The sequence below is a fragment of the bacterium SCSIO 12827 genome, assembly GCA_024397995.1.
Lineage (GTDB): Bacteria > Pseudomonadota > Alphaproteobacteria > Rhodospirillales > Casp-alpha2 > UBA1479.
The window spans coordinates 1,048,984-1,061,951 of record CP073746.1 but is presented as its reverse complement, the minus strand read 5'-3'; the positions used below and the strand labels follow the sequence as shown (position 1 = coordinate 1,061,951).

8 protein-coding genes are annotated in these 12,968 nt (G+C 64.1%); 7 read left to right on the top strand and 1 reads right to left on the bottom strand.

The window, feature by feature from the left end:
• Positions 1-196: 196 nt before the first annotated feature.
• The 7 genes from KFF05_05030 (at position 197) to KFF05_05000 (ending at position 11,418) form a co-directional block, all read left to right on the top strand.
• Positions 197-1,321, top strand: coding sequence for a CoA transferase (locus KFF05_05030; protein UTW53591.1), 1,125 nt, complete (start codon positions 197-199; stop codon positions 1,319-1,321).
• Complete coding sequence (locus tag KFF05_05025) at positions 1,321-2,121, top strand: enoyl-CoA hydratase/isomerase family protein (GenBank protein ID UTW52728.1); 801 nt, start codon at positions 1,321-1,323, stop codon at positions 2,119-2,121. The genes KFF05_05030 and KFF05_05025 overlap by 1 nt, the downstream gene beginning before the upstream one ends.
• A gap of 32 nt (positions 2,122-2,153) precedes the next feature.
• Positions 2,154-3,098 (top strand): hydroxymethylglutaryl-CoA lyase, encoded by a 945-nt coding sequence (locus KFF05_05020; GenBank protein ID UTW52727.1) that lies wholly within the window; start codon positions 2,154-2,156, stop codon positions 3,096-3,098.
• Between the two features lie 22 nt (positions 3,099-3,120).
• Positions 3,121-4,305 carry an acyl-CoA/acyl-ACP dehydrogenase gene (locus KFF05_05015; protein UTW52726.1) on the top strand — a complete coding sequence of 395 codons (1,185 nt, stop codon included), beginning with the start codon at positions 3,121-3,123 and terminating at the stop codon, positions 4,303-4,305.
• A gap of 198 nt (positions 4,306-4,503) precedes the next feature.
• The gene (locus KFF05_05010; GenBank protein UTW52725.1) at positions 4,504-7,815 is read left to right on the top strand and encodes a transglutaminase family protein; all 3,312 of its coding nucleotides are present in this window, start codon (positions 4,504-4,506) and stop codon (positions 7,813-7,815) included.
• A gap of 125 nt (positions 7,816-7,940) precedes the next feature.
• On the top strand, positions 7,941-10,520 hold the full coding sequence (locus KFF05_05005) for a circularly permuted type 2 ATP-grasp protein (protein UTW52724.1): 2,580 nt from the start codon (positions 7,941-7,943) through the stop codon (positions 10,518-10,520).
• Positions 10,474-11,418, top strand: a complete 945-nt coding sequence (locus KFF05_05000; GenBank protein UTW52723.1) for a transglutaminase family protein — start codon at positions 10,474-10,476, stop codon at positions 11,416-11,418. Before KFF05_05005 ends, KFF05_05000 begins: the two co-directional genes overlap by 47 nt.
• Before the next feature lie 6 nt (positions 11,419-11,424).
• Here KFF05_05000 and KFF05_04995 read toward each other — a convergent pair whose 3' ends face one another.
• Positions 11,425-12,891: an FAD-binding protein gene (locus KFF05_04995; GenBank protein ID UTW52722.1), complete on the bottom strand. Its 1,467-nt coding sequence runs from the start codon at positions 12,889-12,891 to the stop codon at positions 11,425-11,427.
• Between the last annotated feature and the right edge of the window lie 77 nt (positions 12,892-12,968).

Genomic DNA, 12,968 nt, shown 5'->3' with positions numbered 1-12,968 from the left:
TGGACTCCCTTGACAGTCTCAGGGCATTGCGTTGTAATCTTACAATCAGAAACTATGTATCACAATGCGATACTTTCTTCAACGCGTGTGATCCGTCAAATCAATATGTAAACAGGATGCACCGGCAGCCCTCCGCCGCCGATAAGCATTCCGGGAGAACATCGTGAACGAACCCAACGTCGGGGCTTGGCAGTGCTTGGCCGGCATTCGTGTCGTTGAACTGGGGTCCAGCGTGGCCGCCCCCTACGCCGCCTGGATTCTCGGGTCCATGGGCGCCGAAGTCGTGAAGATCGAACGCCCCGGCCCCGGGGACGATGCCCGCCAATGGGGGAAGATGTTCCCCGACGGCATCGGGTCCTACTTCCACGCCCTGAACCGGGAAAAGCAGTCCATCACCGTGGATATGAGCAGCGCCGAGGAACGCGACTGGCTGCGCAATTACTGCATCACCGAAGCCGATGTGGTGATCCAGAATATGCGCCCGGGCACGGTCAAGAAGCACGGCCTGGACGCCGAGACCCTGCGCGCCGGCAATCCCAACTTGATCTATTGCAACCTGGGTGCGTTCGGCAACGAAGGCCCCTTGAAGGACAAGCCCGGCTATGACCCCCTGATGCAGGCCTACGGCGGCCTGATGACCATCACCGGCGAGGAAGGCCGCCCGCCGATCCGCGTCGGCACCTCGATCATCGACATGGGCACCGGCATGTGGTGCGCCATCGGCATCCTGGGCGCCTTGAAACGCCGTGACGACACGGGTACTGGCTGCACGGTCGACGCGTCCCTGTACGAAACCGCCGTCGGCTGGATGAATAACGCCGTCGCCTCGGCCGCCGTCGACCCCAAGAACCCGGCCCGCGAAGGCTCCGGAGCCCGCGGCATGGCGCCCTATCAGGCCTATGAATGTTCCGACGGCTATCTGATCATCGCGGCCCCCAACGACCGCCTGTTCGAACGCCTGTCCAAGGTCCTGGGCCATCCCGAATGGCCGGAAGATCCGCGCTTCGACACCAATCAGAACCGCTACGCCAATCTGGCCGAACTGAACGCCCTGATCGAGCCCGTGGTCATCACCCGAACCCGCGCCGACTGGCAGCAGGCCCTGGACGACGCCGGCATCCCCTCCGCCCCGGTGCAGCAGACCCTGGAAATGATGGCCGACCCGCAGACCGAAGCCCTCGGCATTCTGCAGACGGCCATGGGCGGCGGCCCGCGTCTGGTCGGCCTACCCCTCAGTTTCGACGGCACACGCCCGCCGATCCGGAAATCGGCGCCCACCGTCGGCCAACACAACGACGCCATAAAAAGGAAGAACCAGTGATGCGGATGGATTACGAAACTTATAGCCTGGAGCGCGTCGGCGAGAACGGGCACATCCTAATCGTCATGATGGACCGTCCCGAGGTTCGCAACGCCAAGAACACCAAGATGGGCCTGGAACAGATCGAAATCTTCGAGGGCCTGTACCGCGACACCGAGGACGTGCGCGTCGTGATCTACACCGGGCGCGGCGACAAGGCGTTCTGCGCCGGCGGCGACCTGAAAGAACGCAACGGCATGACCAACCACGAATGGCAGGTCCAGCACCGCATCTTCGAACAGGGGGTGATGGCCATGCGCAGTTGCCCGGTGCCCGTGATCGGCGCGGTCAACGGAGCCGCCTACGGCGGCGGCTGCGAAACGGCGCTGACCTGCGATTTCGTCTATGCCGCCAGCCACGCCAAATTCGCCCTGACCGAGGTCACCTTGGGCATCATGCCGGGGGCCATGGGCACGATTAACCTGCCCAACGCGGTCGGCGAGCGTCGGGCCAAGGAAATCGTCATGACCGGCCTGCCGTTCACGGCCCAGCAAGCCTGTGACTGGGGTCTGGTCAACAAGGTGTGCGAACCGGAAAAGCTGATGGAGGAAACCATCGCGACAGCGGAACGCATTGCCGGCAACGCGCCGCTGTCGATCCGTGCCGCCAAACGCTCGACCTCGATCGCCACGCAGGTCGACCGCATGTCGGGCTATCAGTTCGAACTTCAGGCCTACAACCGCCTGGTCGGCACCGACGACCGCATGGAAGGCGTCGCCGCCTTCAACGAAAAACGCAAGGCCCAGTTCAAGGGCTCCTGACACAGTCACCGCACGAAGATAAGGAGACCACCATGAAACGCGATATCGACGTCCTGGTCAGCGAAGTCGGCCCCCGCGACGGTCTGCAGAGCATCCAGACGGTTTTCACCACCGACGGCAAGATGGAATGGATCCGCAGCGAGGCCGCCGCCGGCGTGCCGCAGATGCAGGTCGGGTCCTTCGTCAACCCGAAGCTTTTGCCGCAGATGGCGGATTCAGCGGAAATCGTCGCCCAATCGATCCTGATCGACGGCCTGACCGTCTCGGCCCTGGTGCCCAACATGAAGGGTGCCGTGAACGGCCTGGCCGCCGGCGCCCATCAGATCGGCGTCGTCATGTCGGTCTCGGAGGAGCACAACCAAGCCAACATCCGCCGCTCGGTGCAGGAATCCCTCGACGGCTTCGCCGAGATCGTCGCCTATCGGAACGAACATCCGGAATACAAGGACCAGATCATCTCCGGCGGCATGGCAACCTGCTTCGGCTGCACGATCTCCGGCCCGGTGCCGGTCAAGGACGTCATGAAGGTCGCCGAAGGCCTGATGGAACGCGGTGCCCAACGCCTGAACGTCGCCGACACGGTCGGCTACGCCAATCCCAAGCAGGTCCGCGACCTGTTCACGGAACTGTACCGCACGGTCGGCAAGGACGTGCCCGTGGGTGCCCACTTCCACGACACCCGGGGCCTCGGCTTGGCCAACGTGTTCGCGGCGCTCGACGCCGGGGTGCGGGAATTCGATTCCTGCCTGGGCGGCCTGGGCGGCTGCCCCTACGCACCGGGTGCCAGCGGCAACATCGTCACCGAGGACCTTGTGTTCATGTTGGAAGCGCAAGGCATGAAGACGGGCGTCGATCTTGACGGCCTGTTGCAGGCCCGCGAAATCATGGAACGCCAGCTGAAGGGCGAGCCCGTGCACGGCACCTACATCAACGCCGGCCCGCCCAAGGGCTTCACGCCCGCCTCGCACGCCGCCTGACCCTGCATTCAAGGACGAACACATGACCGCCGAACTGAACATCTCGTTAGAGGTCGACTATCCGGAAATCCGCGAGCAGGTCGCCAAGGTCTGCGCCGACTTTCCCGGTGAATACTGGCACAAGCTGGAAGACCAGCCGCCGTCGGGCAGCTATCCGACCGAATTCATCGAGGCGCTGACCGCGTCCGGCTACCTCGCCGCCCTGATCCCCGAGGAATACGGCGGCGCGGGCCTGCCCGTACGCGGCGGTGCCGTGATCCTGGAGACCATCAACGCGACGGGCTGCTCGGCCTCGCCGGGCCATGCCCAGATGTACACCATGGGCACGATCCTCAGGCACGGCTCGAAAGAGCAAAAAGAGCACTTCCTGCCCAAGATCGCGACCGGCGAACTGCGTCTGCAGGCGTTCGGCGTGACGGAGCCGACCACCGGATCCGACACCACGCAGTTGAAAACCCGCGCCGACAAGCAGGGCAACGGTTACGTCATCAACGGCCAGAAGGTCTGGACATCCCGCGCGGCCCATTCAGACTTGATGCTGCTGCTGGCCCGCACGACCCCCGCCGACAAGGTGGAAAAGCGCACGGACGGCATCTCGACCTTCCTGATCGACCTCAAGGAAGCGCAGAAGCACGGCTGTGAAATCCGTCCCATCGACGCCATGGTCAACCACAACACCTGCGAGGTGTTCTTCGACAACGTCCCGATCCCGGGCGATTCCCTGATCGGCGAAGAAGGCAAGGGGTTCCGCTACATCCTGGACGGGATGAACGCCGAACGCTGCCTGACCGCGTCGGAAGCCATCGGCAACGGCCGTTATTTCATCGAAAAGGCCGTCGGTTACGCCAACGAACGCATCGTGTTCAAGCGGCCCATCGGGCAGAACCAGGGCATCCAGTTCCCCATCGCCAAGGCCTATGCGGACATCGAAGCCGCCGACCTGATGGTGCGCAAGGCGACGGCCATGTTCGACGCCGGCCTGCCTTGCGGCGCGGAAGCCAACATGGCGCGACTGCTGTCGGCGCAATCGGCCTGGGATGCCGGCGAAGCCTGCTTCACCACGCACGGCGGCTTTGCCTTTGCCCGCGAATATCACATCGAACGCAAATGGCGCGAGGCGCGACTCGCCCGAACGGCGCCTATATCGCCGAACCTGATCCTCAGCTATCTCGCGCAGCATGTGCTGGGGTTGCCCAGGTCCTATTAGACTCCGGTCATAATTAGACCAAGGCAACTAGATCAACTTCCCTGTTGCTACTTCCCGCCGGTCCCTTTGGGGCCGGTGGGCTTTTTTTGTGCGCCTGCGAACGATTGACGGGCACATGGGCGCGTGTTGGTATAACATCCGTCAGGTTCGCGGCGGCGCGGACCTTTAACCTCCAGATGACTAGGTGCGATCCCGGCCATGAGCATTCATATCGCCCTGCACCACCGGACTTCCTATATCTACGACCGCAAGGTCGAGATGGGTCCGCAGGTGATCCGCCTGCGCCCTGCCCCCCATGCCCGCACGCCGATCCTCAGCTATGCGCTCAAGATCGAGCCCGAGGGCTATTTCATCAACTGGCAGCAGGACCCCCACGGCAACTATCAAGCCCGCGTCGTTTATCCCGACCCGGTCGAGAAGTTCGAGGTCACGGTCGATCTGGTCGCCGATATGTCGGTGCAGAACCCCTTTGACTTCTTTTTGGAGCCCGAGGCGGAGGAACTGCCCTTCGCTTACGATCCGGCGCTGAAGGAAGAGCTGGAACCCTACCTGAAGCCCGAGCCCGCCGGACCGCTGCTGCGGGCCTGGCTGGACAAACTACCCAAACAGGAAGGCCGCACGGTCGAATACCTGGTCGCCCTGAACCAACGCCTGCAAACGGAAATCGAGTACCTGATCCGCATGGAGCCGGGCGTGCAGACCTGCGAGGAAACCCTGTCCAGCGGCCGCGGGTCGTGCCGCGACACGGGCTGGCTGCTGGTCGAAATCCTGCGCCACATGGGCTTCGCCGCGCGTTTCGTGTCGGGCTACCTGATTCAGCTGAAACCGGATGTGAAGTCCCTGGACGGGCCGTCGGGGGCGGAAACCGATTTCACCGACCTGCACGCCTGGACCGAGGTCTACCTGCCGGGTGCGGGCTGGATCGGCTTCGATCCCACGTCGGGCCTGTTGACCGGCGAGGGGCATATCCCGTTGGCCGCGACGCCGCGCCCCCGAAGCGCCGCCCCCATCTCGGGCGCCGTGGGGCCGAGCGAGGTCGACTTCGATTTCGACATGCTGATCACCCGCATCGCCGAAAGCCCCAGGGTGACCAAACCCTACACGGAAGAACAGTGGCAGGCGATCGACGCGCTGGGCGACGAGATCGACAAGCAGTTGATCAAGCGCGACGTCCGCCTGACGCTCGGCGGGGAGCCGACCTTCGTGTCCATCGACCATGTCGACGCCGACGAATGGAACACCGCCGCCACGGGCAAGACCAAGCGGCCCCTGGGCGACGACCTGATCCGCCGCCTGCGCGACAAATACGCGCCTGACGGCCTGCTGCATTTCGGCCAGGGCAAATGGTATCCGGGAGAGCCGCTGCCGCGCTGGGCCTTCGCCCTCTACTGGCGCCGCGACGGCGTGCCGATCTGGCGCGACCAATCCGCCTTCGCCCGGGAGGTCGACGACCACAAGCCCGACATCAAGACCGCCGAAACCTTCGCCCGCGGCATCGCCGAACGCCTGGACGTCTCACCCGACGCCGCAATCCCCGCCTATGAGGACCCCTGGCATTTCATGGAGCAGGAACGCCGCCTGCCGGAAAACGTGACCCTGGAGGATTCCAAACTCGACGATCCGCTGGAGCGCGAACGCCTGAGCAAGGTGTTCTCGCGCGGGCTGTCGAAGCCGACGGGCTATGTCCTGCCGGTGCAGCGCTGGAACGCGCGGGCCAGCAACCGGCGCTGGTACAGTGAGCCCTGGTCGACACGCACGGACCGTCTGGTGCTGATCCCGGGCGATTCTCCCGTGGGCTACCGCCTGCCGCTGGATTCCCTGCCCCATGTCCGGTCCGTGGATTACCCCTATATCGTGCCCGCCGACCCGTTCGACGAACGCGGCGAATTGCCAGAACCTGACGCCGCGCGCCAGCCTTATCTGCAAGGATCGGAACATCCGGGCACCGGCCGCCAGACCATTTCCGAACAATCCGTGACCGGCGCCAAGGGCCGGGTCCGCGCGGCCATGACCATCGAACCCCGCGACGGCCGGCTTTGCGTGTTCATGCCGCCGACGGAAACGCTGGAGGATTACCTGGACCTGATCGCCGCCATCGAGGATGCGACCGCGGAAACCGGCATGCCCGTGCATATCGAAGGCTATGCCCCGCCCAACGATCCGCGCCTCAACGTCATCAAGGTGACGCCGGACCCCGGGGTCCTGGAAATCAACATCAAGCCGGCCGAGACCTGGCGCGAGATGGTCGAGAGCACGGAAACGCTTTACGAGGAAGCGCGCCTGAGCCGCCTGGGCACGGAAAAATTCATGCTGGACGGCCGCCACACGGGCACCGGCGGCGGCAATCACGTGGTCGCCGGCGGGCCGACGGCCGAGGACAGCCCGTTCCTGCGCCGCCCCGACCTGCTCAAAAGCCTGGTCACCTACTGGCAGCACCATCCCAGCCTCAGTTACCTGTTTTCCGGCATGTTCGTCGGCCCGACCAGCCAGGCGCCCCGCATCGACGAAGCCCGCCACGACAGCCTGTACGAGTTGGAGATCGCCCTCGCCCAAATTCCGGAAAAGGGCACGGAATGTCCGCCCTGGCTGATCGACCGCACCCTGCGTAACCTTTTGATCGACGTGTCCGGCAACACCCACCGCACGGAAATCTGCATCGACAAGCTGTATTCCCCGGACGGCCCCACGGGCCGCCTGGGCCTAGTTGAATTCCGCGCCTTCGAAATGCCGCCCCATGCGCGCATGAGCCTGACCCAGCAACTCTTGCTCCGCGCCCTGATCGCGCGGTTCTGGGACACGCCCTATTCGGGGCCGCTGGTGCGTTGGGGCACGCAGTTGCACGACCGCTTCATGCTGCCCCATTCCGTCTGGGCCGATTTCGAAAACGTCATCGCCGACATGAACACCCAGGGTTATGCGTTCGACGCCGCCTGGTTCGCGCCCCATTTCGAATTCCGTTTCCCGCGCTACGGCGCCGTGCAGTACGAGCAGATGGAGATCGAACTGCGCCAGGCGCTGGAACCCTGGCACGTGATGGGCGAGGAAGGGGCCGCCGGCGGCACCGTGCGCTTCGTCGATTCATCGGTCGAACGCCTGCAGGTGCGGATCACCGGCATGACCGGCGGGCGTTACCGCATCGCCTGCAACGGCTATGAAGTTCCCCTGACATCCACCGGCAAGGCGGGCGAGTTCTTTGCCGGCGTCCGGTTCCGCGCCTGGAAACCCGCATCGGCCCTGCATCCGGGCGTGGACGTCGACGCGCCCCTGGTGTTCGACCTTTACGACACCTGGACCGGCCGCGCCGTGGCCGGCTGCACCTATCATGTGGCGCACCCCGGCGGGCGCAACTTCGAACATTTCCCGGTCAACGCCTATGAGGCGGAAAGCCGGCGCCTGGCCCGGTTCGAGGAAATCGGCCATACTGCCGGGCCTTCCCACGCGCCAAAGCGCTGCGACAATAATGAATTTCCCATGACCCTCGACCTGCGCCGCGCGAAAACGGTGCACTAGACCGGGAATCCTCCCTTTCAGACTGGATTCATCTTGATCAAACAACGCACTAGCGGTGGGCGCGGCGATCTCCTATCCTCCCCCCTCCTATATGGGTATGGGCCCGGTCGGGCGTGGAGCATCGCGTGAGCGGCAGCAATCCGGCAAAGAACGGCACCTCGCCAGGCGTTTTCCTGGCCGACGACTATGCCCCCCTTTCGGGCGTCTATGACGAGATGATGGACGCCCAGGCGGGCGTGCGCCCCCATTGGCGCAATTTCCTGGAAAGCCTGGGGCGGTTTAGCGATCAGGAACTGCAGGATCGCTGGGACACGGCGCAGCGCCTGGTCCGGGAAAACGGCACCACCTACAACATCTACGACGACACCGGGGAATCGACCCGGCCCTGGCGCATGGACCCGATCCCCTTCCTGATCGGAGCCGAGGAATGGAAGGCCTTGGAAGCCGGCCTGATCCAGCGCGCCAAACTGCTGAACGCCATCGTCCACGACATCTACGGCGACCAGACCCTGTTGCAACGCAATTTGTTGCCGTCGTCGCTGGTCTACGGCAACCCGGCGTTCATGCGCCCCATGCGCGGCATCAATCCGCCGGGCGGCGTGCATCTTCATTTCATGGCCTTCGACCTGGCGCGCGCCGCCGATCAACGCTGGTGGGTCTTAAGCGACCGCACCCAGGCCCCGTCGGGCGCCGGCTACGCCCTTGAAAACCGTATCGTTCTGGCACGCACCCTGCCGGACATCTTCCGCTCCGCACAGGTCCATCGCCTGGCCGGGTTCTTCCAGGCATTGAGCGACAACCTGATCAACCTGTCGGGCCGGGACGACCCGCTTGCCGTGCTATTGACGCCGGGGCCGCACAACGAAACCTATTTCGAACACGCCTATCTTGCGCGTTACCTGGGCTTTCCCCTGGTCGAGGGCGCCGACCTGACCGTGCGCGACAACCATGTCTTTCTCAAGACCCTGAACGGCCTGAAGCGAGTCGACCTGATCCTGCGCCGCGTCGACAGTGATTTCTGCGACCCGCTGGAGTTGCGCAACGATTCCCTTCTCGGCGTTGCCGGCTTGGTTGCCGCCGTGCGCGCCGGCAACGTGGTCGTGGCCAACTCGTTGGGGTCAGGCGTTGTCGAATGCGAAGCCTTGATGAGCTTCTATCCGGGCCTCTGCCGTGAACTCCTGGGCGAGGAATTGAAGGTCCCGTCCCTGGCGACATGGTGGTGCGGCCAGGAGCAAGAGCGTGAATACGTCAGCCAACACCTGGATGACCTGGTGTTGCGCCCGACGTTCTCCAATTCCTCGATCCTCAACAACCGCAACGGCGCGTTGCTGCCCGGTCAGGCCTCGGGCGAGCGGCGGCAGGAGATCATCAACCTGCTCGGTCGCCGTGGGTATCAATACTTCGGGCAGGAAACCCTGACGCTCTCGACCACCCCCGGTTGGTCCGATGCCGGGATCGAGCCCCGGCCGGTCGTGCTGCGTGTCTACGTCTGCGCCGACGGCGACAGTTACCGGGTCATGCCCGGCGGCCTGACGCGGACAGCCGACAGTGTCGCCGCCCAGGCCGTGACCATGCAGCAAGGCGACGCGTCGAAGGATACCTGGGTGCTGTCCGACGGCCCGGTCTCGACCTTCACGCGATTGACCGCGCCCGACCAGGCGGTGACGCTCCGGCGTTCGGGCTCGGACCTGCCGTCGCGGGTGGCCGACAACCTGTTCTGGCTCGGCCGTTATGCGGAACGCACGGAAAGCTCGGTCCGCCTGATGCGGGCCCTGATCCTGCGCTTCGCCGGTGAAGCCGGCGCCGGTGATGATCCACAAACCCTGACGCGCCTGACCAATATTTTGGTCGATTTGGATTATCTGAATCGGCGCACGGCGCAGAAAGCCGCGGCCGGCGGCATCCGCGCGGTCGAGCGCGAGATGGCGATGATCCTGTTCGACCGGGGGCGGGCCAACGGCCTGTTGAATCTGCTGGGCAATCTGCAGCGCACCGCGTCGCTGGTGCGCGAGCGGCTGTCCACGGATTCCTGGCGCGTGCTGAACGGCCTGCATCAGCGCGCCGTGGGTCAGGCCGCGATGATCCGTCTCGACGTGTCGGCGGCGTTGGAACTGCTCAACCATATTCTGGAAGAGCTTTCGGCCTTCAGCGGCATGCAGATGGAAAACATGACGCGCTCGCTCGGCTGGCGGCTGCTGGACACAGGACGGCGGGTCGACCGCACGACCCATACGGCGAAGCTGATCCGCGAACTGGTGGTCGACGGCAACCCGGCCGAGGAGGGCCGCCTGGACCTGCTGCTCGAATTGGGCGACAGTTCCATGACTTACCGCACACGCTATCTTTCGACCGTGCAGTTGCCGGCGGTGGTTGACCTGCTGTTGGCCGACGATACCAATCCCCGGTCCCTCGCCTTCCAGGTCGCGACCCTGGGCGAACACATCCGGCATTTCCCCCATGACGAGGAAAGCGCCACCTTGCCGCGCGAGGAATATCTGGTTCAGTCCATGTACAGCCAGATTCGCTTGGCCGACGTGATGGAACTCTGCAATCAGCGTAACAAACGCGGTCAGCGCAACGACCTGGCCCAGTTCCTGGACCAGATCGCCAATCAGACTCTGGAAATGTCAAACGCGATTGCCCGCAAATACTTCAGCCATGTTCTGCCAACCCGCAGCACCTCCGCCGGGGGGATGCTGCCATGAGTGTCAGGCCGTGATCTACGACATCAGCCATCAGACGACGATCACCTACGCTTTCGATGTGGCGCTGTCCCAGCACCTGCTTCATCTGGCACCGCGCCCCTGCCCCCATCAGGTCACTCACCATCACGCCCTGATCATCGAACCGGCACCGACCCTGTCCAAGAACGATATGGATTTCTTCGGCAATCCGACGACCTATCTGACGATCGAGGAGCCCCATCGCAAGCTTTCGATCACGTCGACCTGCCAGGTCGAAATCCATGCCCTGCCCGCCCCCGCCCCGGCCAATACCCCGCCTTGGGAAGACGTCGCTGGATACCTGACCAAGCAATCGGATCCGGTCTGCCTGGACGCCAGCCAATATGTGTTCGAAAGCCCGTTCACCGTGTCGGCCCAGGCCGAAGCCTTTGCCCAGGGGTCCTTTCCGCCGGGGCGCCCGGTGCTGGAAGGGGCGCTGGACCTGATGGCGCGCATCTTCACGGGCTTCAAATACGAAGGTGGCGTGACCGACATTTCGACCCCGATCGACCGGGTGCTCGCCGACAAGCGCGGCGTGTGCCAGGACTTCGCCCATCTGCAGATCGCCTGCCTGCGGGCCATGGGCCTGCCGGCGCGGTATGTCTCAGGGTACCTGCGCACCCATCCGCCGGAAGGCCAGGAACGCAAGATCGGCGCCGACGCGTCGCACGCCTGGCTGGCCGTCTGGGTGCCGGAACACGGCTGGGTCGACCTGGACCCGACCAACAACCTGATGCCGGAGGACGAACACATCACCGTCGCCTGGGGCCGCGATTACGGCGACGTCAGCCCGATCAACGGCATGGTGCTGGGCGGTGGCGAACACAAGGTCGCCGTCGCCGTGGACGTGGCGCCGGTCAGCGAACCGGCCGACGCCTGACGCCCGTCACGACAGGGGTGTTTCGGCGGCGACGTTGCGTCCGGCGATCCGCCCGAAGGCCAGGCATTCGCCGATATTACCCGTGCCCTGATATCGATAGCTGTAGATCGACCCCAACTCGCCCGCGCTATAGAGCCGGGGAATGGGCGTGCCGTCCGGGCGCAGGATCTTGGCTTCCTCGTTGCGCCGGGGGCCGCCCTGGGTGTTGATCATCGAAGGCGACAACTCCATTGCGTAAAAGGGTCCCTTGGCCAGCGGTGACAACATCAGATTGCGCCCGAAATCCGCATCCTCCCCGGCCGCCACCTGTGTGTTCCAGCGTGCCACCGTGGCGGCGAGTGCCTCCGTGTCCAAACCGATTACCCGGGCAAGCTCCTCAATGGTCTCGCCCTTCTTGATCCAGCCCTTTGCCAGTTCGGCGGAGTTATCGTCGCTCCAGTCATAGCGGGAGATGATCGGCGTCCAGCCTCGGTTGGGGTTCTTGTTGTAGAGGGGTGCGGCCGACATCATGTCCTGATCGAACACCATGAACATGGGTGTCGGCACATGCATCGGCGACCACACGCCGTTGATCGGCACCTTGCCGTGGCGATGCTTGAATTTCTCGTCGTAGAACCGCCGACCGTCCGGACCGACGATGATCATGCCGCCGGGATATTCCTTGGCGAAATGCAGGGCCTGGATTGAGAAGGTGGCGGGATACTCCGGCACCTTGAGGGCCATGGACGGACCCGCGAAGTTGTTCATATGCCACAGGTCGGCACCGACCGAGAGTGCCATGGAGATGCCGTCACCTTCGTTGTAGGGGGTCCCCGACGGATAGCAATGGGACACGCCCGGCAAGTAGTTGCGGATCATTTCCTGATTGTTCTCGAACCCGCCGCAGGTCAGAACCACGCCGCGCCGCGCCTTGATGAGCACGGACTTGCCGTCTTTCTCCGCGCGCACGCCCAGAATTTCCCGGGTATCGCCGTCCTGGATCAATTCCCGGCCCGGCGTTTCGTAAAGGACCGGAATGTCCCGTTCCGCAACGAAGCTTTCGAACCGCTTCCAGGTGAAGGAATAGCCGTAGGTCGGGCCATCGTGGAACTTGTGGACGCAGGTGGCGCCCGGCAGCTCCGGGTATTCGATGCCTTCCGGCTGATGCTGGTGTTCCTGGGGATCGCCGCCCAGGTCACGAACCCAATCGTTGTTCAGGCACATTTCCTGCGCCCAGGTGCGGATCATTGCATCCGGCACTGGATAAGGCCCGCAAAGGGCTTCCAGATAAGTCGCGGCCTTGTCCGCATCCGACGTATTCAGATAACCCTGAGCCGCGATGCGCGTGTTGCCGCCGTGAAGTCCTTCCGGCGCCTTTTCCAGGATCAGGACCTCCGCCCCCAGATCATGCGCCGTCACTGCCGCCGCCACGCCGGCGCCGCCGAAGCCCAGGACAATGACGTCCGTTTCCCTATCCCATTTATAAGGTTTCAAGATTGGTCCTCAAATTTCTGATTGATGGTCTTGGATGGATCGACGGGACGCAGACACGCCTCGCCGCGGACGGCTTC